Genomic DNA, 21,520 nt, shown 5'->3' on the forward strand with positions numbered 1-21,520 from the left:
GCAGTAGCGGGGACAGGATTTGAACCTGCGACCTCTGGGTTATGAGCCCAGCGAGCTACCGAGCTGCTCCACCCCGCGCCGTTGCCCGGTAACCGTACCACGGCGCGGAGGGAGCTTGATCAACTCTTGGTCCCGCCGCCGTTCTTGCCGTCGCCGTTCTTGCCGTCGCCGTTCTTGCCGTCGCCGTTCTTGCCGTCGCCGTTCTTGCCGCCGCCGGACTGGCCGGCCTTGGCCTCCGCCTCCTGTGCCCGCTTCAGCGCGTCCTTCAGGTCCTTCTGGGCCTTGTCGTACGCGGTCCAGTCCGGCCCGTCCGCCTTCTGCAGGGCCTTCTGCCCGGCGTCGTAGGCCTTCTGGGCTTCGTCGAGGGCCTGCTGGACGGTCGGGTTGGCGGACGTGGGCGGGTTGGTGGTGCCGGTGTCCGGTGGGTTGGTCGAACCGGCCACCCCGAACACGGCGTCGAGGGCCTCGTCCAGGGTGTCCTTGAAGGCGGTCTTGCCGCCGTAGGTGACCAGAACCTTCCTCAGCAACGGGTACTTCAGCGAACCGCCCCGGACGTAGACCGGCTCCACGTACAGCAGTCCGCCGTCGAGCGGCACCGTCAGCAGATTGCCGTACTCGACCTTCGAGTGCCCGCGGCTGAGCAGGCTGATGGTCTCGGCGATGTCCGATTCGGAATTGAACTTGCTCTGCACCTGTTTGGGGCCGTCGACCGTGGTGCTGGTCGGCAGCTTCAGCACTCTGATCCTGCCGTAGTCACTGGTGCGCGGATCGGAGTCGACGGCCATGAACGCGCTGAGGTTGTCCCGCCCGTTCGGCGTGTACGTCGACGTCAGCGAGAACGCCTCCCGGCTCTGGTCGGGCATCTTCATGCTCAGGTAGTACGGCGGCACCGCGCTGCCCGAGTCGTTGGCCGGGTCGTCGGGGACCTGCCAGACCTCGCTGCCGGTGAGGAACGTCTGCGCGTCCGTCACGTGGTACCGCGTGAGCAGCTCGCGCTGGACCTTGAACAGGTCCTGCGGATAGCGCAGATGGGCCATCAGGTCCGCGGAGATGGCGGTGCGCGGCTGCACCGTGCCGGGGAAGGCCCTCATCCAGGTCTTCAGCACCGGGTCCTGGGTGTCCCACTGGTACAGCTTGACGTCGCCGGTGTACGCGTCGACGGTCGCCTTCACCGAGTTGCGGATGTAGTTGACCTGGTTCTGCTGGGCCACCACGGTGCGGGAGTTGTTGGTGGCGGTCAGCGAGTCGGCCGTGGTGTCACCGAGGGTCGTACGGGAGGAGTACGGGTAGCCGTTCGACGTCGTGTACGCGTCGACGATCCACTGGATACGGCCGTTGACGACGGCCGGGTAGGCGTCGCCGTCGATGGTCAGCCAGGGGGCGACCGCCTCGACGCGCTCCTTGGGCGTGCGGTTGTACAGGATCCGCGAGCCCTTGCCGATCGCGCCCGAGTAGAGGATCTGCGGCTCGTTGAACGCCACCGCGTACGCGGCCCGGTTGAGCGGGTTGTCGAGGTTGACGCCGCTCTTTCCGGTGTAGCTGGTGGTCTTCTCCCCCTTGTCGTCGGAGTAGTCGACCTCCTTCTGGGGACCGCCGACGATGGAGTAGGTGGTGGTCTTCTCGCCGTAGTAGACGCGCTGGTCGTACCGGGGCAGGTCGCCCTTGGACGGCAGGTCCTTCTCGGTGAAGACCGGCTGGCCGTCGGCGGCCTCGGTGCCCTTGGCGGCGACCACGCCGTAGCCGTGTGTGTAGCGGAAGTGGTCGTTGATCCAGTTGTTCTTCGGGACGCCGTCCAGGTTCAGCTCGCGCAGGCCGATGACCGTGTCCTGGTCCTTGCCGTCCTTGGCGGGGTACCGGTCGACGTCGAGGTTGGTCGGGAAGCCGTAGTAGTTGCGGATCTGCTGGAGCTGCTGGAACGTCGGCGAGACGACGTTCGGGTCCAGGATGCGGATGCTGGCGGCGTCACCGACCTTGGCGCGCAGCGTGGACTTGTCCGGGGTGCTGGACTTGCCCGGGTACTCGGTGACCTTGGTGGCGTCGATGCCGTACGCCTCGCGGGTCGCCTTGAGGTTCTTCTGGACGTACGGGGCTTCCTTGGCCTGCTCGTTGGGCTGGACCTGGAACTTCTGCACGATCGCCGGGTACAGCCCGCCGATCAGGATCGCCGAGAGGACCATCAGGCCGAAGCCGATGACCGGCAGCTGCCAGGTGCGCCGCCACAGCGTGGCGAAGAAGAGCAGCGCGCAGATGACGGCGATGCAGAAGAGGATCGTCTTCGCCGGGAGATAGGCGTTGGCGTCGACGTAGCGCAGGCCGGCCCAGTCATCGGTGGCCTTGAAGTCGCTGGACTTGACGGCCAGGCCGTACCGGTCGAGCCAGTAGGCGACCGCCTTCAGGGCGACGAAGACGCCGAGCAGCACCGACAGATGTCCGGTCGCCGCGGCGGTGGCGCGTGCGCCGGGGCTGGTGACGCGCAGCCCGCCGTACAGGTAGTGCGTGAGCGCGGCGGCCACCAGGCACAGGATGGCGGTGGCGAAGCCGAAGCCGAGCAGGAAGCGGTACCAGGGCAGGTCGAAGGTGTAGAAGGAGACGTCGAGGTGGAACTGGGGGTCCTTCTGGTGGAAGGGCACGCCGTTGACCCACAGCAGCCAGGTCCGCCACTGGCCGGCCGCGGAGGCGCCGGCGATCAGCCCGACGAGCGCGGTGACGGCGAGCAGCAGCCACTTCTTGTACGGCGCGACGCCCATCCGGTAGCGGTCGAGGCTCTGCTGCTCCATGGACATGGCACTCAGCGGGGGCCGCAGCCGGTGCGCCAGCCAGATGTTGACCCCCACCGCGACCGCCATCAGCAGACCGAAGACGAAGAAGAGGCCGATCTTGGTCCAGAGCGTGGTCGTGAACACGGACGAGTAGTGCACCGACCGGTACCACAGCCAGTCCGTCCAGAAGCCCGCGAACATGGTGAACGCCATGCCGAGCACGGCCAGGACGCCCAGTGTCATGAGCAGGGTCCTCGCCCGCCGGGACGGGCGGCCCGCTCTGATCCGTGGCCCCGTCGGGCCTCCGCCGCGGTCCGGCATCTGGAAAGCCAAGGTGCGCACCTCGAAGTCGCTGTCGATCCGTCAGGCCCTCGTGTTCGCGGGCCCTCGGTTGCCCCCCGTGATCGCGGGCCAACACCTATGCAACTTACTCACGCACTGCTCGGTTCCCGATTCCGGTGAGGAACGAGGCAGGATTGTGACCATGTCCAACACTCCCATGGCAGCGAGCCCGCTCACCCGGGCCGTACTCGAGATCGACGAGTACGTCTCCGGCCTCGGCTGGGACCAGCCCGCCCGCCTCTTCGCCCTTGTCGACACCGCACGGCTACGGACCCAGGAACCCGCACTGGCGGCCCAGCTGGGCCTTGAGGACGCGTCCGCCCCCACCGGTCTCACCCCGATCGAGCAGGACGAGATCCCGTCCGGCAAACCGCTGGACGAGTTCCTCGGCACCATCGCCTGGCCCGACGCGGTGACCGGCTGCGCGCTGTCGGTGGAGCGCCTGATGCTGCCGCCTTCCGCCGAGGCGCAGGTCCCGAAGAACCTCAGCGAGGCGAAGCTGGCCAAGTGGGTCGCCGAGCACCCCGAGCGTCAGGAGGTGCGGATGACCGTCGCGGTGCTGCGCGAGGGGGGTCGTGAGTCGGCTCTGCGGCTGCGCGAGAAGGACTCCCCGACGGAGGTCCTGACGGGCCCGGACCTGGTGCCCGGACTGGCGGAGGCCCTGGCGGCGACGTTCGCGGACTGATCCCGCCCGACGCGGTACGGCGATGGGGGCGCCCCTGCGTTGCGGGGCGCCCCCAGCCGTGTCATGACCGGCTCAGCTCTTGGCGCAGGTGGGCAGCGCCCCGGTGTTCCCGCTGCGGATGTCCTTGAGCGCGTCGAGCGCGTCCCCGATCGTCTTGACCTTCACCAGCCTGAGCCCGCTCGGGGTGTCCTTGGCGGCGGCCGCGCAGTTGTCGGCGGGCGTCAGGAAGTACTGGGCGCCCTTGTCGCGCGCGCCGACGGTCTTCATGTCGATGCCGCCGATCGGCCCGACGGTGCCGTTGTCGTCGATGGTGCCGGTACCGGCGACGAACTTCCCGCCGGTCAGGCTGCCCGGGGTCAGCTTGTCGTAGATGCCGAGGGCGAACATCAGGCCCGCGCTCGGCCCGCCGACGTCGGCGAGCTTGATGTCGATGGTGAACGGGAAGGTGTGGTCGGTCCCGGCGGAGATCCCGACGATGGCCCGCTTGGCGCCGCTGTCGTCGGAGGTGGCCGTGGTGATCGTGACGTCCTGGGTCTTCGTCGCGGTCCGGTGCGCCTTCTCGGCGGCCGCCTGCTCCTTGACGGGGACGACGGTGAACACGACCTTCTGCCCGGGCTTGTGCCTGGTGACGAGCTTGGCGACGTCGGAGGGCTGCTTCACGGCCGTACCGTCGACGGCCTTGATCACGTCACCGGCGTGCAGCCTGCCCTCGGCCGGCGAGCCCTTGACGACGGTGGAGACGATCACCCAGGACTTCACGGGAACGCCCAGCTCCTTCAGGGCGGCGACCTTGGCGCTCTCCTGGGACTGGCTGAACTCCTCGGCGTTCTCCTGGGTGGACTGCTCCTCGGTCTTGCCGTCCGGGTAGAGCGTGTCGTGCGGCACGATCTTGCTGTCGCGCGCCAGCCAGCCGTAGACCGCCTCCACCAGGTTCATCCGGAAGTCCGCGCTGGTCACCCGGACCGTCGTCATGTTCAGGTGGCCGTCGGTGGGGTACGTCTGGTGCCCGGTGATCTGCAGCACCGGCTCGCCGTCGTGGTCCCCCAGCGTGTTCACGGTCGGGCCGGGAGACATCTCCGAGTACGGCACGGGGATGAGTACTCCCGCGCACAGGAGCGCGATCAGCATCAGGGTGGAGGCGAGCATCGTCGCGGTGCGGCGTGGCATGCCACGACAGTACGGGACGGCTGCGTCAGCGGGCCGTCAGGGCACCCCCGTCAGGCGCCGCCGGCTCCCGTGTGGGACTTCTCCATGGCCTCGCGGAACCGGGCGTAGCCGTCCAGTTCGGGGCCGTCACCGCGCACCTTGCGGGTGCGGTTGGCCCAACTGCCCCACAGGCCGCCACCGATCCCGGCCACGAGCGGAATCAGCAGCCAGACAAGCGCCCCCATGCCGGCCTCCCAACGCCGTGAGTGTCCGCAACTGACTGATCAGCAGATTAACCATCCGCACTGACAACGCTCACGCGAGGGGGCCGGTTACGCAACCTGGGGGGCGCAGATGCCCCGAGTGACGCACGTCAGCAGGCGCCGACCCACTCTTCCGTCCCATCGGAGAACCTCTGGTGCTTCCAGATGGGCACCTCGTGCTTGAGGTCGTCGATCAGCTTGCGGCAGGCGTCGAAGGCCTCGGCCCGGTGCGGACAGGCCACGCCGACCACCACGGCGAGATCCCCGACCCGCAGGTCCCCCACGCGGTGCACGGCGGCCAGCGCCCGCACCGGGTACTCGGCCACGACCTTCTCGGCGATCCGCCGCATCTCGGCCTCGGCACTGGGGTGGCAGGAGTACCCGAGGGCGTCCACGTCGGTGCCCCCGTCGTGGTTGCGCACGGTCCCCACGAACAGCGCGACACCCCCGGCCGCGTCGTCCCCGACGGCCTGGAAGACCTCGTCCACGGAGAGCGCGGTCTCCCGGACGCCGATCAGCTTGATGGGATCCTGCGCCGCCTGCTCACCGGGGTGCTCGTTCGCATGTGCCATGCCTCCCATCGTGCCGCACCCCTGTGACACGGGGGAATACGAGATTCACCAGGCACGCGCGTGGGGCGTTTTGGATGCTTGTACGACGCGGCCCCGCTCTCCTGCGCCCCGGGCGCCCCTCACAGGCGCCGCCGGGCCTTGCGGGCCCGCCGGACCACGGCAGCGGCGCCGAGCAGGGCCACCGTGGCTCCCGCGGCACCCGCGGCCGTGGCGTCCTTGCGCCCGAGCCGCCGCCCGGCGACCGTGTGCCGTCCGGAGACCTCCTCCAGCAGCTCCGCGAGGACTTCCTCGTTGGTCCACCGCGGCCGCCACCCGGCGTCGTGCAACCGGCTCCCGCTGACCACCCAGGGGTACATCGTGTACGCCAGGTCCCCCGCCGGGGACGGCGTGAGTCCGATCCGGTGCAGCCGGGCCGCCGCCCCCAGCGCGACGGCCGACGGCAGCTCCATCCGCCGGATCCCGCTGAGCTCCTCGACCTCCTCCTGCTCCAGCCACCCGTCGCAGCCGACGGCCAGTTCCCCGTCGACCTTCTCCAGGACGGCGTACTCCAGAGCGCCGCACAGGTCCTCGACGTGGCAGAACTGCCAGGCGGGCCGCGACCCGGCGACGACGAGCAGCCGCGGCGACTCGAAGTACCGGGTCAGCGCCGTGTCCGTGCCCCCGACCAGCACCGCGGGCCGTACGACGGTGACGTTCAGCCCCGGGTGCGCCCGCGGCGCCCGCCGCGCCAGCCGCTCGATCTCCAGCAGGTCCCCCACGCCCGTGGCCTCGGCGGTCGCGCGCAGCTCGGCGTCCTCCGACAGGGGCAGCTCGTTGTCCGGCAGTGCGCCGTAGACCATGGCCGAGGTGCACAGCACGACCCGGTGCACGCCGGCCGCCGCGGCGGCCGTCAGGACGGTCTGCGTCCCCCGGACGTTGTAGGCGCTGCGCGCCGCCGGATCGGTCTCCAGATCGAGGTCGAGCGCGAGGTGGACGACCACGTCGGCGCCCCGCAGCTTGTCCGCGATGGCGGGGTCGCGCACGTCGAGGATGTGCCACACGGCGGCTGCGCACTCCCCGCGCCGCTCGTCGATGGCGATGACCTGCTTGATCTCCTCGGAGGCGGCGAGCCGCTCGGTGAGCAGGGCACCGACGCCGCCGGCGGCGCCGGTGACCGCGACGACGGGTCCGCGGACGGCGGAAGGGGTTGAGGGGTTTCGCGCTGCGCGAACCTGTGGATCTGGGGAACTCACCGGGCGTCTCCAGCGGTTGTCTTCAGTACGAGCGCGACTGACGCGTACGTACCAGGTGCATCCATCCTGCCGCAGGCCTGCCGTGGGCGAAGCACCGAGGCCCGATCGGGTCCGGGTGTCTACGCTGGGTGGTGTTGTCGGGCAGCCGCGCCGCCGGAGCGAAACCGGTGGCCTTACCAGCCGAGGAATCCCGTGAGTGACACCCCATTCGGTTTCGGCCTTCCGCCGGAGGAGCCGGAGGACGGCGACGAGGGCAAGAAGAAGGACCAGCAGAGCGGTGGTGGGCAGGGACCGGCCAACCCGTTCGGCTTCGGCGGCCTGCCCGGAGCCGGGGGCTTTGGCGACCCTGGTGCAGACAATCCGCTCGCAGCCATGTTCGGGTCCCTGAACCCCACCGACCTGGGCGCCGCGTTCCAGCAGCTGGGCCAGATGCTCTCCTACGAGGGCGGCCCGGTGAACTGGGACATGGCCAAGCAGATCGCCCGCCAGACGGTCGCCCAGGGCACCCCGGACGGCACCAAGGACCAGAGCGTGGGCCCAGCCGAGCGCAAGGCGGTCGAGGAGGCCGTCCGCCTGGCCGACCTGTGGCTGGACGACGCGACGTCCCTGCCGTCGGGCTCGGCCTCGGCGGTGGCCTGGTCCCGCGCGGAGTGGGTGGAGGCCACCCTGCCCGCCTGGCAGGAGCTGGTCGACCCGGTCGCCGAGCGCGTCGGCGCGGCCATGGGCGACGTCCTGCCGGAGGAGATGCAGGCCATGGCGGGCCCGCTGATCGGCATGATGCGTTCGATGGGCGGCGCCATGTTCGGCACGCAGATCGGGCAGGCCGTCGGTGTGCTCGCGGGCGAGGTCGTCGGCTCCAGCGACATCGGCCTGCCGCTGGGCCCGGCCGGCAGGGCCGCGCTCCTCCCGGCCAACGTGGAGGCCTTCGGCAAGGACCTCGGTGTGCCGCAGGAGGAGGTGCGGCTCTACCTGGCCCTGCGCGAGGCGGCCCACCAGCGTCTGTTCGCGCATGTGCCGTGGCTGCGCTCGCACCTGTTCGGCGCGGTCGACGGGTACGCGCGCGGCATCAAGGTCGACACCGCCAAGCTGGAGGACGTGGTCGGCCAGTTCGACCCGCAGAACCCCGAGCAGCTGCAGGACGCCCTGCAGCAGGGCATGTTCCAGCCGGAGGACACGCCGGAGCAGAAGGCCGCCCTGGCCCGTCTGGAGACCGCTCTGGCCCTGGTCGAGGGCTGGGTGGACGCGGTGGTCCACGCGGCGGCGAAGCCGCGTCTGTCGTCCGCCGACGCCCTGCGCGAGACCCTGCGCCGCCGCCGTGCCACCGGCGGCCCCGCGGAGCAGACGTTCGCCACGCTGATCGGCCTGGAGCTGCGCCCGCGCCGGCTGCGCGACGCCTCCCGCCTGTGGGCCTCGCTCACGGACGCGCGCGGGGTCGACGGCCGGGACGGCCTGTGGGCCCACCCGGACATGCTGCCGACGGCGACCGACCTGGACGACCCGGACGGCTTCGTGCACCGCGAGCAGCTGGACTTCTCCGAGCTGGACAAGATGCTCGGGGAGGCGGCGGGCGGCTCCGAGGGCAAGCCGGACCTGCGCAAGAAGGACGACGACGGCAAGGGCGACGACGCCGAGTGAGCCTGTACGACGACGCGGTCCTCGTCCTGAAGGGCTACGAGGACCAGGCGGAGCTGCGCCAGGCCTATCTGGACCATCTGGCGGCCCACCCGGACGGCATGTGGAAGGCCTGCCACGCGGGCCACGTCACTGCGAGCGCGCTCGTGATCGACCCCGAGCGCGGCCGGGTGCTGCTCACCCTGCACCGGAAGCTGCGGATGTGGCTGCAGATGGGCGGCCACTGTGAGCCGGGCGACCCGGCCCTGGAGGCGGCGGCGCTGCGCGAGGCGACGGAGGAGTCCGGCGTCTCCGGGCTGACGCTGCTGCCGGGCGGCCCGGTCCGCCTGGACCGGCATCCGATCCCGGCGCCCTGCCACTGGCACTACGACGTCCAGTACGCGGTCCTGGCCCCGCCCGGCGCCGAGCACGCCATCAGCGACGAGTCGCTCGACCTGCGCTGGTTCGGCTACGACGAGGTGGGGGACGTGGCCGACGCGTCGGTCGTGCGGCTGCTGGAAGCGACACGCGCCCGGCTGTGAACGGGTGCGGGGTGACCGCCCGGGCGGTCACCCCGCGCCTCGTCCTCAGCTCCAGACGTTCCCCTGGTTCTGCGCCCGCGCCCCGTGCTGTCCCATGCCGAACTGGGCGGCGAGGCCCTGGCCGATCACCGCGTTCTGCGGCGGCAGCAGCTCACTGGGCTGGACCAGCGCGAACCCGGACCCCATGAAGCTCAGCTCCCAGCCCTCACCGGTGTTCCCGCGCCGGCGCCACACCCCGGAGGAGTGCGTCTGCGCCTGCATCTGCACGCGCAGCCCGGTGGACCAGGCGACGATCGCGTCCGCGTCGCAGTTGACGTACTTGTCGGGGGTGACCTGCATCAGCAGCGGCGCGCCGGAGGTCATCAGGGCGACCCTGCCGCGCCCGGTGATGTTCAGCTGGTACTTCCCGGAGCCGGAGATGCCGTAGAGGCTGTCGACGGCGATGACCTCGTGGTGCAGCGAGGAGTCCATGGCGAGGACGTAGGAGCTGTCGACGGTCAGCCCGTCCTGCTCGACGTCCATGACGTGCACGTGCTGGGCGAGGTTGGCGAGGTACACCGTGCCCTGCCCGTGGCAGCGCATCAGGTCCAGGCCTTCGCCGGTGTACGCATGGGCGCGTGCCTGGTTGTTGCTGCGGTACTCGGCGTCGAACTCGACGAGGCCCTGGTAGGCGACCATGGTGCCCTTGCGGGCGAGGATGTCGTCGTGGCCTTCCAGGACGACCCGGAGCAGCTGCGAGTTCTGCAGACTCCAGCGCTCCTGGGTCTGCAGGTCGTTGTGCGCGAAAAGCGGGCTCTGCATGGCTTTCTGACTCCCCCTCAGCCCCGGACCCGGATGCGGTCGGTGCTGTCCTCGCTGGGCTGGACGACGACGATGCCCTGGCCGGAGAACGCCATCTGGTAGGCCTCTCCGCTGCCCCGGCCGATCAGCGACTGCGCCTTGAAGCTGCGCTTGCCCTTCACTCGCAGGTTCGGCGACCAGGCGACGAGCGCGTCCGGGTCGACGTACGTCTCGTCCTCGCCACCGCCGCAGTCGACGACGATCGGCTTGCCCCGGGAGGTCAGGGCCACCCAGCCCTGCCCGGAGATCTTCGTGTTCCACAGCCCCTGCCCGGCGAACTTCGCGAGCCCCTTGACCCGCTCGACGCCCCACGTCAGATGGGCGTCGAAGGCGAGCAGGTTGGTGGCGTTGACGGAGATGCCGTCGCCGTTGAGGTTGATCACGACGACGTTCGCGCCGTAGTCGGCGAGGTAGAGCAGTCCGTCGCCGGAGCACTTCATCAGGGGCGCGCCCTCGCCGGTGATCCAGTCGCGGGCGATCTGGCGTACGGCCGGCGGGTTGGGCTCGTACTGGATGAAGCCCTCGTAGGCGACCATCGAGCCCACGCGCGCGAGGAGGTCGTTTCCGGTCTGCATGGCGACCTTCAGCATGTGACTGCCGTGGTTCTCCATGCGGGCGGTGACGGGTGCGGGGGCGTAGCCCGCGAGCGGCTGGTTCATGACGGGCTCCCTTTAGACCTCGTACGGCTGGACGACGATGAAGTTGCCGGGCGCGCCCCGGAACTGGAGGTTGACGCTCTCGCCGGTGTCGCCCGGGTAGGCGTTGCGGCGCATCCGGACCTGACTGGAGACGATCACCTGGGAGGCGGCCGACCAGGCGACGACGGCGTTGCAGTCGGCGAACGTGGTCGGCGTGACCGGCAGCACCACGGGCGTGCCGTGCGTCTTGACGACGATCGTGCCGGTGCCCTGGAACTGCATGGTGAACAGCGCGCCGCCGGGGATGCCGTGGCCCTCGATGCGGCGGACCTCGTACTGCAGGCCCTCGTCGAAGGCGAGGACGTTCTCGGCGGAGACGCAGATCGCGTCGCCCTGCAGCTCGACGGGGTGCAGGTGGGTGGAGTTCTCGGCGAGGAACACCTGGCCCTGGCCGGTGCAGCGCATCAGCTGCATCTCCTGGCCGGTGGCGCTGCCGACGATCCGCCCGGCGAAACCGGCGCCCTTGTAGCCGAAGTCGACCTTGCCCTGGTACAGCACCATGCTGCCCTGCCGCGCCAGCACCGGCTGGCCGCCGATGCCGAGGTCGACGCGGATGAGCTTCTTGTTCTGCTGCGTCCAGCGCTGACCGGTCGGCGTCTCCTTGAACGCCTGCAGCGCGGCCGTCACACCTGCGCCGGCCTGCGGGGCGCCCTGCGGGGCTCCGTAGCCGCCGGGCTGCTGGCCGGGGATCTGGCCGTAGCCCTGCGGCATGGGCGCGGTGGGCTGGCCGCCGTAGGAGGGCGGCTGCTGGCCGTAGCCCGGGGGCATGGGCGCGGTGGGCTGGCCGCCGTAGGAGGGCGGCTGCTGGCCGTACGCCGGCTGCTGCTGCCGGTGGCCGTACGGCGCGGGGGCCGGGGCCGGCGGCGGGACGGTGCCGCCGGCGGGCGGGGCGGGCGGGGCGAGCGGGGCGATGACCGTCGGAGCGCCGTGCACGTTCGCCGCGGGGGCCGGGGGCGGGGTCTGGCCGGGCGGGGTGAAGCCGTGCGGCGGGGTGCCGCCGGGCGGCGGGGCGAAGCCCTGGGCGGCGGGCTGCGGGGCGGGCGCCGGTGCGGGAGCCGGGGCGGGGGCGCTGGGCGCGGCGAACGACGGCGGGGCCGTGGCCTGGGCGGGCGGGGCGAAGCCGGGGGCGGCGCCGGTCTGCGGCTGCTGCGGGGCGGCGGGCGCCTCCTCCTCCAGCACCTCGCCGCCGAAGTTCTTCAGCAGCGCCTCCAGGCCGCCGTCGAAGCCCTGCCCGACCGCGGCGAACCGCCAGCCGTCCTTGAAGTAGAAGTCACCGAGCATCACGGCCCGCTCGGTGGAGAACTCCGCGCCGCTGAAGGAATACCGCGCGATCTCCTCGCCGCCCGCCACGATGCGCAGGTATCCGGGGGCGATCTGGGACATCTGTCCGGCGCCGTCGAGGGTCGCGGTGAAGGACAGCTTGCGGATCTGCGAGGGGATCCGGTCCAGCGTGACCCGGAACGACTCCGTGTCGCCCGCCTGGCCCCCCAGCAGCTGGATGGACTCCTCCGGGGACTTCGGCTGGTTGAAGAAGACGAAGTACCGGTCGTCCGAGAGGCGCTCGTCGGCGTCCAGGCCGAAGCAGCTGATGTCGAAGGTGAGCCCGGGGGCGGAGATCTGCACGCCTACGTACAGATCCGTGCCCGCCGTGAGGTCACTGATCCTGGCCTTGTGGCCGCGTTGGAAGTCCCTGGCCATGCGTAACGACCGTCCCCCATCCCGAGTGTGAGTGCGTCGCGCCAGGCTAACGGCAAAGTCCGACATCGCACGCAGCCGGTACACACCCGGTACACAACCGCGCCCGGAGGCGGACGGACGCCGCGCGGCTCATTCCGCGCGCGCCCCCGGCACATGCGGCAGCCGCTCGGCGGCGACGACCCCTTCGAGGTAGCCCCGGGCCCGCTCGGTACGCGGATAGGCCTCCAGCAGCCGCCAGAAGTCCGGCCCGTGACCGGGGACCAGCAGATGGGCCAGCTCATGGCAGAGGACGTAGTCGATGACGTAGTCGGGCATGCCCTGAAGCCGGTGCGAGAGCCGGATACTGCCCTCGGCCGGGGTGCACGAACCCCAGCGGGTGTTCTGGTTGGTGACCCAGCGCACGGAGGCGGGGCGCGCCCGGCCTGCGAAGTACTGGTCCGAGAGCCGCTCGGCGCGCTCGCCCAGCTCGGCGTCCCCCAGCTTCCGTCTGCTCTCCTGGGCGGCGAGTTTGTCGAGCATGACGGTGATCCAGCGCTGTTCCTCGGCCTTCGACATCCGGGCGGGGATCAGTACGACGGTGCGATCGCCCTCGCGGTACGCGGAGACCGTCCGGCGGCGCCGGGCACTCCTGCGGACCTCGATCGCGCTCGCCCCCGAGCCGCCGGGCGGCTGGCTCGTCGTGCTGCGCTGTGGGTTTCCGGCGCGGTGCAGGGGGTCGGCGGGCACGCCCCGACGTTACCCGCTGGGCATGGCCGAAGTCCCGGCTCCGGAACGGTTCGGTGCCGATCCCCCACCATGCGTTTGATTCCTATGATTCCTCCGACTGATCCGCACATCCGGTTTACGACGATCCGATGGAAATAGCGCGCTTTCCCCAACCGGCTCGTATGACAAATACCGACAGTCTGTGGATAACCCCCGGCGCCCGACGAACCAGCACGGCATGCTGGCAGATGTCGACGGAGCGTGACCGGCTCCGCAGGCGACAAGAGGATCCAGGATGCTTTCAACCGATACGGGGGGACATGTCATGCATCCGGTGATGAAACCCGCGCTGCGGCGCGGCTGGCGTGATCGCGACACCGTGCAGTTCGGAATGACACCGGCCCACGCGCTGACACTGGGCCCGATGGACCCGGCCACAAACGGCTTCCTCGACCTGCTCAACGGCACCCGCGGGCTGCCGCTGCTGCGCGAGGAGGGCCGCCGCCTGGACCTGCCGCCCGGCCACGCCGACACCCTGCTGACCCGGCTCACCCGCGCGGGCCTCGTCGACGACGCGCGCGGCGGCGGACCGGCCGCGGACGCGCTGCGCGAGAAGACGGACGTGCTGGCGCGGCTGCGCCCCGACCTCGCCGCGCTCTCCCTGACCACGGCCGAACCGGGCGCCGCGCTCGCCCGCCTCGCCGCCCGCCGCACACTGCGCGTGCAGGTGCGGGGCGCAGGACGGGTCGGCGCCGTGCTGGCGTCGGTGCTCTCGGGCGCCGGAGTCGGCGAGGTCGACGTCCGCGACACCGGACGCGTCGAACCCTGGGACGTGGCGCCGGGCGGCCTGCCCGCCGAATCGCTCGGCGAGCGCCGCGACACGGCGGCGCGCAACGCCGTGCGCCACGCGGCCCCCGGCCGCCCGCCGCGACACGCCCACTCCCCCGGATCCGGCGCCCAGGACGCCGGCCTCGCCCTGGTGATCCTCGCGCCCCGGGACGAGGTGGCCGTGCACGCACCCGACCCGGCCGACGCCGAGCCCCTCCTGGCCTCCGGAACCCCGCACCTGTACGCCGGCGTCGTCGAGGCCACGGGTGTCGTCGGACCGCTCGTCCTGCCCGGCGCCTCGGGCTGCGCCGGCTGCCTGCACCTCGACCGCGGCGACCGGGACCCGGCCTGGCCCCGGCTGACCGCCCAGTGGCGCTCCCCGAAGGCCCGCCGGGTCGCGGCCTGCGAGCTGACGCTGGCCACCGCCGTCGCCGGACTGGCCGCGGCACACGCCCTGGCCTTCCTCGACGGGCAGTCGCCGACCAGCGCGGGTACCCGCTGGGAGGTGTCCCTGCCCGGCCTGGACTGGCGCAGCCGACCGGTCCGGGCGCACCCCGCATGCGGGTGTGGTGCGGCACAGAGAGGTAAGAAGGGGGAGCACACCTCAACGGGCGGCGAACGGCGCGCGACAATGGCGGTGCAACGGCCGTCAGCGGAGCGACGACGCAAGGCAGGCGAGGCGCGGCCGACTGGGACTTGGAGGGCGCATGTCTGATCTTCCCCGGAAGGCGGTCACCCGGACCGCCAAGCTCGCCGCGCTTCCGCTCGGCTTCGCCGGCCGGGCGACCTGGGGGCTGGGCAAGCGGATCGTGGGCGAGTCCGCGGAGATCGTCGGCCGGGAACTGCAACAGCGCACGGCGGAGCAGCTCTTCAAGGTGCTCGGCGAGCTGAAAGGCGGTGCGATGAAGTTCGGGCAGGCCCTGTCCGTCTTCGAGTCTGCGCTGCCCGAGGAGATCGCCGGCCCCTACCGCGCGGCCCTGACCAAGCTCCAGGAGGCGGCACCGCCCATGCCGACCCGCACCGTGCACACGGTGCTCGCGGAACGTCTGGGTCCGGACTGGCGCGATCTGTTCGACGAGTTCGAGGACAAGCCGGCCGCCGCCGCCTCGATCGGGCAGGTGCACCGGGCCGTGTGGCACGACGGCCGCGAGGTGGCCGTCAAGGTGCAGTATCCGGGCGCCGGCGAGGCCCTGCTCTCCGACCTGGGACAACTGAGCCGGTTCGCCCGCCTGTTGGGGCCGCTGATTCCCGGCATGGACATCAAGCCGCTCATCGCGGAACTGAAGGACCGCGTCTCCGAGGAGCTGGACTACGCGCTGGAGGCGCAGGCCCAGAGCGCCCACGCGCAGGAGTTCGCGGACGACCCGGACGTGGTGGTCCCGGCGGTGGTGCACCAGTGCGATCAGGTCCTGGTGACCGAGTGGATCGACGGCATCCCGCTGTCGGAGGTGATCTCGGACGGCACCCAGGAGCAGCGCGACCGCGCCGGCCAGCTCCTGGCCCGCTTCCTCTTCTCCGGCCCGGCCCGCACCGGCCTGCTCCACGCCGACCCGCATCCCGGCAACTTCCGGCTGCTGCCCGGCGGCCCGGACGGCGAGGACGGCTGGCGCCTCGGAGTCCTCGACTTCGGCACGGTCGACCGGCTGACCGGGGGGCTGCCTCTGCCCATCGGCACCTCCCTGCGCATGACACTGGACGGCGAGGCCGAGTCGGTCTACGACATGCTCTGCGCCGAAGGTTTCGTCAAGGAGTCCATAGAGCTGGACCCCGACGCGGTCCTCGACTACCTGCTGCCGATCATCGAACCGGCCCGGGTCGAGGCGTTCACCTTCACCCGCTCCTGGATGCGCAGCCAGGCGGCCCGCATCGCCGATCCGCGCTCCCCCGCCTACCAGCTGGGCAAGCGACTCAACCTGCCGCCGGCCTATCTGCTGATCCACCGGGTGACCCTGAGCACGATCGGCGTCCTGTGCCAGCTGGGCGCCACGGTGCGGCTCCGGGAGGAACTGCAGGAGTGGCTGCCGGGGTTCGTGCCCGAGGAAGAGCTGAGCGAGGAGGAACCGGCGGCGGAGGCTTGATCCGGGGTGCCTTGAGCCCGGGGTGAGGAGGGGAGGGCGGGGGGGGAGGGGGAGGGAGGGGGGAAGGGCCCCCGAAGCGGGGTTCACCACCACGCCGAGTCCAGCCGCCCCTCGATCGCCCGCAGGTTCTCCCTGGAGCAGGTGTCGCAGAAGTACTGGCGGACGCCGTTCTCCACGGAGCAGGTCCAGGTGGTCGGCGGGGCTCCGTCGGCGGGGGTGCCGCAGCGGGCGCACACGAGCACACGGCGCTCCGGAGTGGAGCCGCCCTGATCACTTCCTCCGGGAAGACTCGTCACCCGGCGACGATAACTCCGCCGGCCGCGGATCGCCGTGCGCAACGCACCGCGGGGGCCGGTCCGTTCCGCCGGACCGGCCCCCGCCCAGAAGGCTCCGCCTCCCGGACGGGCCGGGAGGCCACCGCTTCTCAGGTGTGTTCGTTACTGCATGACCGCCATGGCGAGCGCGCGCCGGGCGCGCAGCGAGGCGCGTTCGGCGCGGCGCTGCATCCGCTGGGCGACCGCCAGGCGCACGGCCTGGCGTTCCCGCACGGCGTCATGGAGTCGCTCGTGCATATGCGCACGAGCCAGGGCTTCTTGCATGAGTTGCATCTCTCGGGTCCTGTTCTGGCGCGCTTCGGTCGCGCCGGGGGTGCTGACGTCTGTGGTCGCGGAGCCTGCGTGCTCGCTGGTGGACGGCTTCATCGGGGCCTGCTTCTTGGGGTCGTGCGTGAGGGGGCGATCGATCGTTCCTGCGGTGTTCATGCCGTGACCGGGTTCTTCCGCGGGCGACCACGCGGCCGCTTCCGGGCGACGACGACACCCTGGACGAACAGCTCGCCGCCCCAGACGCCCCAGGGCTCGCGCCGCTCCTTGGCGCCGGCGAGGCAGGCCTCGATCAGCGGGCAGGTGCGGCAGAGGGACTTGGCGTACTCGACGTCCGCCGGCGACTCGGCGAAGAAGACCTCCGGGTCGTAGGAGCGACAGGGGACGGGTACGCCGAGGTTCTCGATGGCGTCGTCGAGCGCGGTGAGCGCGGTGAGGGGGGTCAAGGTGGAGTCCTCCGTGAGGCCGGGCGGGGGGATCGTTTGCGAAGGCGGTACGGACGGGGCGTGCGCTTCGAGTTGCACGGTTGGTCTTCCTCGTCTGGTCGTTCCGGCCGGTTGACCGGGTGTCGGCTTGGTACCGGGTTCTTTCCTGTCCCGAGGCCCCTTCGCTCCGTCGTCCCCGTTTTGGGGAAAACAGAAGGGCCGCGGATCCCGGGTGGGGTTCCGCGGCCCTGAAGGCGCCGGCCTGATCGGATCAGGCTGGATCACTCCAGGGTTCTGGCCCACGGAAGGCCCACATCAGGTGGTGCTGCGTCGTCTGCTTCCGGAATCCGGCACCGGCCGCCGCAAAGGCATAGGCATGCGCCTGTGCCGCTACCGCTTCCAGTGCCTTGGTCGGTCGCTCATTGCGCTCACGAACGGGAAGGCCCGCGAGAGCGAGGGAGGACGCCGGACGCACGGCACGAATGCCGGACAGACCGGTGCCCTGCTGGGAGGCGCCGAGCATGCACAGGGAGACGGCCGAGCGATCGGTCAGTTTGGCCGTGCTGATGGTGCTGGTGGTGATGCTGATCACTGGACTCGCCTCCTCTCGGCGTCTCAAGGACCGGGGTGAACCAGTCCGTTCGGATATGCAAGTACAACACGGAGTCGGGCCTTTGGAGAAGGCCGCTGCTTCCGTGCCTAGAACCTATGGGGATTGCTGGGGCATGCGCAAACTATTTTTTCGACGAGTTCGTATCAGTCGTCCTCGTCGGCTTCGCCGACCTCCTGGCCTGCGCAGATGGTCAGGACGTCGGTTCCGTAGCTGCGCAGCTTGCGGCTGAGGACACCGGGGATGCGGGAGAGTTCGGCGGCGCTCTCGGGCCGCGCCTCGGCGATGGCCATCAAGGTGCGGTCGGTGAAGACGCAGAAGTCCGGCTGGCCGCTGCGCGCGGCCTGGACCGCCCGCCACTCCCGCAGCCGCTGGTAGAGCGCTTCGTCCATGTCCGACGGGCAGTCCTCGCAGCGCATCAGCTTCATCTCGCCCGCGTCGGTGAGCGTGCGGCCGCAGACCCGGCAGCGGGCGGGGGTGCGCTGGGCGCGCCGGGGGGAGGCGGCGCCGGCCCGGGTGGTCCCGTGCTCGACGCCTCCGCCGGCGGCGGTGCCCGCGTGGCCGACGGTGGCGGTGGTGCCGGGACGCAGCCCGTCCAGGAAGCGGCTCGGTCGGCGGTGGGGACGGCCGCCGGGTGAGCGGGACAGGGACCAGGAGACGTGGAGCCGTTCCCGCGCGCGGGTGACGCCGACGTAGAGGAGGCGGCGTTCCTCCTCGATCTGCTCGTCGGTGCGGGCGTAGGTGATGGGCAGCATGCCTTCGGCGATGCCGACCAGGAAGACGACGTCCCACTCCAGGCCCTTGGCGGCGTGCAGGGAGGCGAGGGTGACGCCCTGGACGGTCGGGGCGTGCTGGGCGTTCGCCCGCTCGTCCAGTTCCGCCACGAAGTCGCCGAGGGTGGCGCCGGGCCTGGCGGCGGCGAGGTCGTGGGCGAGGTTGACCAGGGCGGCGAGGGACTCCCAGCGTTCTCTGACGGCGCCGGAGCCGGCTGGTGGCTTGCTGGTCCAGCCCTCGCCGGACAGGACGGCACGCACCTGGGAGGGCAGGTCCACGGCGTCGTCCAGCAGGGAGTCGTTGCCGCCGAAGCGGGCCGCGCCGCGCAGGGCGATGCCAGCCTTGCGCACCTCGGCCCGGTCGAAGAACCGCTCGGCGCCGCGTAGCTGGTAGGGGACGCCGGCGTCGGCGAGGGCCTGTTCGTAGGTCTCGGACTGGGCGTTCGTACGGAAGAGGACGGCGATCCCGGCGGCCGGGACGCCGGCGTCGATCAGCTCGCGGATGCGGCGGGCGGCGCCTTCGGCCTCGGCGGGCTCGTCGGTGTACTCGGTGTAGACGGGCTCGGGGCCTGGGGCGCGCTGGGAGAGCAGTTCGAGCCGGTGGTCGGCGGCGCGGCCGCGGGCCTGGGCCAGCAGGCCGTTGGCGAGGCGGACCACCTGGGGGGTGGAGCGGTAGTCCCGGACGAGTTTGACGACGGTGGCGCCGGGGTGGCGGGTGCGGAAGTCGAGGAGATGGTCGGGCGTTGCTCCGGTGAACGAGTAGATGGTCTGGCTGGCGTCGCCGACGACGCACAGGTCGTCGCGGTCGCCGAGCCACAGCTCCAGCAGCCGCTGCTGCAGGGGGCTGACGTCCTGGTACTCGTCGACGACGAAGTGCTGGTACTGGGCGCGGATCTGTTCGGCGATGTCGTGCCGGTCCTGGAGGATGGCGACGGTCAGCAGCAGGACGTCCTCGAAGTCGATCACCGAGCGGTCGCGCTTGAGGTCTTCGTAGGCCGCGTAGAGGTGGGCGATCTCGGCGGGGTCGCGGGGGGCCTCACGGCCGGCCTTCGCAGCCGCGTACGCGTAGTCGGCGGGGATGGTCTGGGTGACCTTGGACCATTCGATCTCGGCGGTGACGTCCCGCAGCTCGCCCCGGTCGAGCCGGGTGCCCAGGCTTACGGCCGCGTCGGCGACGAGCTGGATCTTGCGGTCGATCAGCCTGGGCATGCCGCCACCGATCGCTTTCGGCCAGAAGTACTGGAGCTGGCGCAGGGCGGCGGAGTGGAAGGTGCGTGCCTGGACGCCGTGGGCGCCGAGCTGGCGGAGCCGGCCGCGCATCTCTCCGGCGGCGCGGTTGGTGAAGGTGACGGCGAGCACGCTGGAGGGCTGGAGGATGCCGGCCCGGACGCCGTAGGCGATACGGTGGGTGATCGCTCGTGTCTTGCCCGTGCCCGCTCCGGCCAGCACGCACACCGGGCCGCGCAGGGCGGTGGCCACCGCGCGCTGCTCGGGGTCGAGCCCTTCGAGCACCGCGTCGGCCGAGTCCGGTGTCTGCGGGAAGAGGGTGGAGTGCGTTGCTGCTGTCACACCGCCATGCTGCCAGGTCGCCAGGGGCTGCCGTGTCGGTTGTCCACAGGCGGGGCCCCGCGGTCGTACTAATGCGGCGGGTGTCACAGCCGCCCTGTGGATGGCCGCGGCAGGCGTCAGGGCCCGCCTCGCCGGTGTCGCGGGCATACCCCGGGCGGGAATGGCCGGCGGCTCGCGTACGTTCTTCCCCCGGACGAACTTTCCGAGCTGCCTGAGGAGCGCGAGACATGCAGGGCACTGTGACGATGTACAGCACGACTTGGTGCGGCTACTGCCGGCGGCTGAAGAGCCAGATGGACCGGGAGGGCATCGTCTACACCGAGATCAACATCGAGCAGGACCCCGAGTCCGCCGCTTTCGTGGAGAAGGCGAATGGCGGAAACCAGACGGTCCCGACCGTGCTCTTCGCGGACGGCTCGACGCTCACGAACCCGTCGCTGGCCCAGGTGAAGCAGAAGCTCGCCGCGTGACGCTCCGCGGGTTTCCGCGGTGACCGCAGCAGGGCGGCCCCTGAAAGATCAGGGGCCGCCCTGCTGTGTCTTCGGTCACCGGCCGCCCGGTGGCCTCTCAGACGAAGCTGCGGGTCGGCAGGGGCTTGCCGTACCACATCTCGATCAGGCGGGCCGCGATGGAGATGCCGTAGGGCGGCAGCACCTCGCCGGACTCGAAGGCGTCGTGGAGTTCCCCGCGGGAGAACCAGCGGGCCTCGTGGATCTCGTCGCCGTCGACGTCGATCTCGGTCGAGGTGGCGCGGGCGATGAAGCCGAGCATCAGGCTGGACGGGAAGGGCCAGGGCTGGCTGGCCACGTACTCGACGGTTCCGACGGTGACGCCGACCTCTTCGGACACCTCGCGGCGCACGGCCTGCTCGATGGACTCGCCGGGTTCGACGAAGCCGGCGAGGGTGGAGAAGCGGCCCTCGGGCCAGTGGACCTGGCGGCCGAGCAGGATGCGGTCGTCGGCATCGGTGACGGCCATGATCACGGCCGGGTCGGTGCGCGGGTAGTGCTCGGCGCCGCAGGCCGGGCAGCGGCGGATGTGGCCGGCGGCGGCGATGACCGTGCGTTCGCCGCAGCGGGAGCAGAAGCGGTGGGTGCGCTGCCAGTTCTCCAGGCCGACCGCGTGCACCATGAGGCCGACGTCGCGCGGCGAGAGCAGCAGCCCGGCCTCGCGCAGCCCGGCCGGGCGCGCGGACTGGTCGATACGGCCGGGCAGCGCGTCCTTCTGGAGCGCGAAGTAGCTGACGCCTTCCTCGTCGATACCGAGGAAGTAGCGGTGTGCTTCGGTGAGCGGGGCCTCGAAGGAGGGCGTCATGACGAGTTCGGTCCGGCCGTCCGGTGTCTCGTCGATGAGCACCTGACCGCCGGAGACCACGAAGCAGCGGGTCGTGGGGTGGCTCCACGCCGCCGCGAGCCAGGCCTCGTCGAGCCGGTGGTGGGCGGCGCGGTCGATGCCGCTCTGGGCGGTCAGCGAGATGGGTCGATCGGCTGTGTCGTCGGTCCAGGTGGTCACGGGTACTTCCAACTCCCCCAGTGCAGCGGT

At 71.3% G+C, this 21,520-nt stretch carries 21 protein-coding genes and 1 tRNA gene; 6 read left to right on the forward strand and 16 right to left on the reverse strand.

All coding sequences use genetic code 11. The annotated features are described in order from the left end of the window. Positions 1-4: 4 nt before the first annotated feature. A tRNA-Met gene (locus IE244_RS05675) sits at positions 5-78 on the reverse strand. 41 nt (positions 79-119) lie between these two features. After that, the gene (locus IE244_RS05680; protein ID WP_191872082.1) at positions 120-3,080 is read right to left on the reverse strand and encodes a UPF0182 family membrane protein; all 2,961 of its coding nucleotides are present in this window, start codon (positions 3,078-3,080) and stop codon (positions 120-122) included. Positions 3,081-3,243: 163 nt separating this feature from the next. On the opposite strand from IE244_RS05680, the gene IE244_RS05685 reads away from it, so the two are divergent. Continuing rightward, positions 3,244-3,786, forward strand: coding sequence for a PPA1309 family protein (locus tag IE244_RS05685; protein WP_191871535.1), 543 nt, complete (start codon positions 3,244-3,246; stop codon positions 3,784-3,786). Positions 3,787-3,858: 72 nt separating this feature from the next. Here the strand turns inward: IE244_RS05685 and IE244_RS05690 are convergent, their stop codons facing one another. From IE244_RS05690 to IE244_RS05705, 4 genes are all read right to left on the reverse strand, one after another. After that, positions 3,859-4,953 (reverse strand): YlbL family protein, encoded by a 1,095-nt coding sequence (locus IE244_RS05690; protein ID WP_191871536.1) that lies wholly within the window; start codon positions 4,951-4,953, stop codon positions 3,859-3,861. A 50-nt stretch (positions 4,954-5,003) separates the two neighbouring features. After that, positions 5,004-5,177 (reverse strand): hypothetical protein, encoded by a 174-nt coding sequence (locus IE244_RS05695; protein ID WP_167349445.1) that lies wholly within the window; start codon positions 5,175-5,177, stop codon positions 5,004-5,006. Positions 5,178-5,305: 128 nt separating this feature from the next. Continuing rightward, positions 5,306-5,767, reverse strand: coding sequence for a molybdenum cofactor biosynthesis protein MoaE (locus IE244_RS05700; RefSeq protein ID WP_191871537.1), 462 nt, complete (start codon positions 5,765-5,767; stop codon positions 5,306-5,308). A 119-nt stretch (positions 5,768-5,886) separates the two neighbouring features. Continuing rightward, entirely contained in the window at positions 5,887-6,999 is a 1,113-nt protein-coding gene (locus IE244_RS05705) for an SDR family oxidoreductase (RefSeq protein ID WP_191871538.1), read from the reverse strand. A 192-nt stretch (positions 7,000-7,191) separates the two neighbouring features. Here IE244_RS05705 and IE244_RS05710 point away from each other — a divergent pair, with 192 nt between their 5' ends. After that, positions 7,192-8,634, forward strand: coding sequence for a zinc-dependent metalloprotease (locus tag IE244_RS05710; protein WP_191871539.1), 1,443 nt, complete (start codon positions 7,192-7,194; stop codon positions 8,632-8,634). Then, complete coding sequence (locus IE244_RS05715) at positions 8,631-9,152, forward strand: NUDIX hydrolase (protein ID WP_191871540.1); 522 nt, start codon at positions 8,631-8,633, stop codon at positions 9,150-9,152. Before IE244_RS05710 ends, IE244_RS05715 begins: the two co-directional genes overlap by 4 nt. Positions 9,153-9,197: 45 nt before the next feature. Here IE244_RS05715 and IE244_RS05720 read toward each other — a convergent pair whose 3' ends face one another. The 4 genes from IE244_RS05720 to IE244_RS05735 form a co-directional block, all read right to left on the reverse strand. Continuing rightward, a complete protein-coding gene (locus IE244_RS05720; RefSeq protein ID WP_191871541.1) occupies positions 9,198-9,953 on the reverse strand; it encodes an AIM24 family protein in 756 nt (251 codons plus the stop codon). A gap of 17 nt (positions 9,954-9,970) precedes the next feature. Further along, the gene (locus IE244_RS05725; RefSeq protein WP_191871542.1) at positions 9,971-10,651 is read right to left on the reverse strand and encodes an AIM24 family protein; all 681 of its coding nucleotides are present in this window, start codon (positions 10,649-10,651) and stop codon (positions 9,971-9,973) included. A gap of 12 nt (positions 10,652-10,663) precedes the next feature. Continuing rightward, positions 10,664-12,388: a TerD family protein gene (locus tag IE244_RS05730; RefSeq protein WP_191871543.1), complete on the reverse strand. Its 1,725-nt coding sequence runs from the start codon at positions 12,386-12,388 to the stop codon at positions 10,664-10,666. Between the two features lie 129 nt (positions 12,389-12,517). Continuing rightward, positions 12,518-13,114, reverse strand: a complete 597-nt coding sequence (locus IE244_RS05735) for a M48 metallopeptidase family protein (protein WP_031163435.1) — start codon at positions 13,112-13,114, stop codon at positions 12,518-12,520. A gap of 304 nt (positions 13,115-13,418) precedes the next feature. Between IE244_RS05735 and IE244_RS05740 the strand changes: the two genes are divergently transcribed. Both IE244_RS05740 and IE244_RS05745 read left to right on the forward strand, forming a co-directional pair. Continuing rightward, positions 13,419-14,636, forward strand: a complete 1,218-nt coding sequence (locus IE244_RS05740) for a TOMM precursor leader peptide-binding protein (protein ID WP_191871544.1) — start codon at positions 13,419-13,421, stop codon at positions 14,634-14,636. Next, positions 14,629-15,999 carry an ABC1 kinase family protein gene (locus IE244_RS05745; protein WP_191871545.1) on the forward strand — a complete coding sequence of 457 codons (1,371 nt, stop codon included), beginning with the start codon at positions 14,629-14,631 and terminating at the stop codon, positions 15,997-15,999. The genes IE244_RS05740 and IE244_RS05745 overlap by 8 nt, the downstream gene beginning before the upstream one ends. A gap of 83 nt (positions 16,000-16,082) precedes the next feature. On the opposite strand, the gene IE244_RS05750 is transcribed toward IE244_RS05745, so the two are convergent. From IE244_RS05750 to IE244_RS05770, 5 genes are all read right to left on the reverse strand, one after another. Further along, positions 16,083-16,295, reverse strand: a complete 213-nt coding sequence (locus IE244_RS05750; protein WP_157857832.1) for a hypothetical protein — start codon at positions 16,293-16,295, stop codon at positions 16,083-16,085. Positions 16,296-16,436: 141 nt separating this feature from the next. Continuing rightward, positions 16,437-16,760 (reverse strand): putative WhiB-interacting protein, encoded by a 324-nt coding sequence (locus IE244_RS05755; RefSeq protein WP_191871546.1) that lies wholly within the window; start codon positions 16,758-16,760, stop codon positions 16,437-16,439. Continuing rightward, positions 16,757-17,125 (reverse strand): WhiB family transcriptional regulator, encoded by a 369-nt coding sequence (locus IE244_RS05760; RefSeq protein WP_023546912.1) that lies wholly within the window; start codon positions 17,123-17,125, stop codon positions 16,757-16,759. The genes IE244_RS05755 and IE244_RS05760 overlap by 4 nt, the downstream gene beginning before the upstream one ends. A 172-nt stretch (positions 17,126-17,297) precedes the next feature. Further along, entirely contained in the window at positions 17,298-17,618 is a 321-nt protein-coding gene (locus IE244_RS05765) for a hypothetical protein (RefSeq protein ID WP_031163446.1), read from the reverse strand. A gap of 164 nt (positions 17,619-17,782) precedes the next feature. Continuing rightward, complete coding sequence (locus IE244_RS05770; protein ID WP_191871547.1) at positions 17,783-19,978, reverse strand: ATP-dependent DNA helicase UvrD2; 2,196 nt, start codon at positions 19,976-19,978, stop codon at positions 17,783-17,785. A gap of 227 nt (positions 19,979-20,205) precedes the next feature. On the opposite strand from IE244_RS05770, the gene IE244_RS05775 reads away from it, so the two are divergent. Further along, positions 20,206-20,448 (forward strand): mycoredoxin, encoded by a 243-nt coding sequence (locus IE244_RS05775; protein ID WP_191871548.1) that lies wholly within the window; start codon positions 20,206-20,208, stop codon positions 20,446-20,448. Between the two features lie 97 nt (positions 20,449-20,545). Here IE244_RS05775 and nudC read toward each other — a convergent pair whose 3' ends face one another. Continuing rightward, positions 20,546-21,490 carry an NAD(+) diphosphatase gene (gene nudC, locus IE244_RS05780; protein ID WP_191871549.1) on the reverse strand — a complete coding sequence of 315 codons (945 nt, stop codon included), beginning with the start codon at positions 21,488-21,490 and terminating at the stop codon, positions 20,546-20,548. Positions 21,491-21,520: the final 30 nt, after the last annotated feature.

This window comes from Streptomyces filipinensis (assembly GCF_014649495.1).
Classification (GTDB): domain Bacteria; phylum Actinomycetota; class Actinomycetes; order Streptomycetales; family Streptomycetaceae; genus Streptomyces; species Streptomyces filipinensis.

What these genes read in the sequence shown, in the direction of transcription:
- IE244_RS05680 (WP_191872082.1), bottom strand. Translation starts at nt 3,080, where the DNA reads ATGCCGGACCGCGGCGGAGGCCCGACGGGGCCACGGATCAGAGCGGGC.
- IE244_RS05685 (WP_191871535.1), top strand. Translation starts at nt 3,244, where the DNA reads ATGTCCAACACTCCCATGGCAGCGAGCCCGCTCACCCGGGCCGTACTC.
- IE244_RS05690 (WP_191871536.1), bottom strand. Translation starts at nt 4,953, where the DNA reads ATGCCACGCCGCACCGCGACGATGCTCGCCTCCACCCTGATGCTGATC.
- IE244_RS05695 (WP_167349445.1), bottom strand. Translation starts at nt 5,177, where the DNA reads ATGGGGGCGCTTGTCTGGCTGCTGATTCCGCTCGTGGCCGGGATCGGT.
- IE244_RS05700 (WP_191871537.1), bottom strand. Translation starts at nt 5,767, where the DNA reads ATGGCACATGCGAACGAGCACCCCGGTGAGCAGGCGGCGCAGGATCCC.
- IE244_RS05720 (WP_191871541.1), bottom strand. Translation starts at nt 9,953, where the DNA reads ATGCAGAGCCCGCTTTTCGCGCACAACGACCTGCAGACCCAGGAGCGC.
- IE244_RS05725 (WP_191871542.1), bottom strand. Translation starts at nt 10,651, where the DNA reads ATGAACCAGCCGCTCGCGGGCTACGCCCCCGCACCCGTCACCGCCCGC.
- IE244_RS05730 (WP_191871543.1), bottom strand. Translation starts at nt 12,388, where the DNA reads ATGGCCAGGGACTTCCAACGCGGCCACAAGGCCAGGATCAGTGACCTC.
- IE244_RS05740 (WP_191871544.1), top strand. Translation starts at nt 13,419, where the DNA reads ATGCATCCGGTGATGAAACCCGCGCTGCGGCGCGGCTGGCGTGATCGC.
- IE244_RS05745 (WP_191871545.1), top strand. Translation starts at nt 14,629, where the DNA reads ATGTCTGATCTTCCCCGGAAGGCGGTCACCCGGACCGCCAAGCTCGCC.
- IE244_RS05755 (WP_191871546.1), bottom strand. Translation starts at nt 16,760, where the DNA reads ATGAACACCGCAGGAACGATCGATCGCCCCCTCACGCACGACCCCAAG.
- IE244_RS05775 (WP_191871548.1), top strand. Translation starts at nt 20,206, where the DNA reads ATGCAGGGCACTGTGACGATGTACAGCACGACTTGGTGCGGCTACTGC.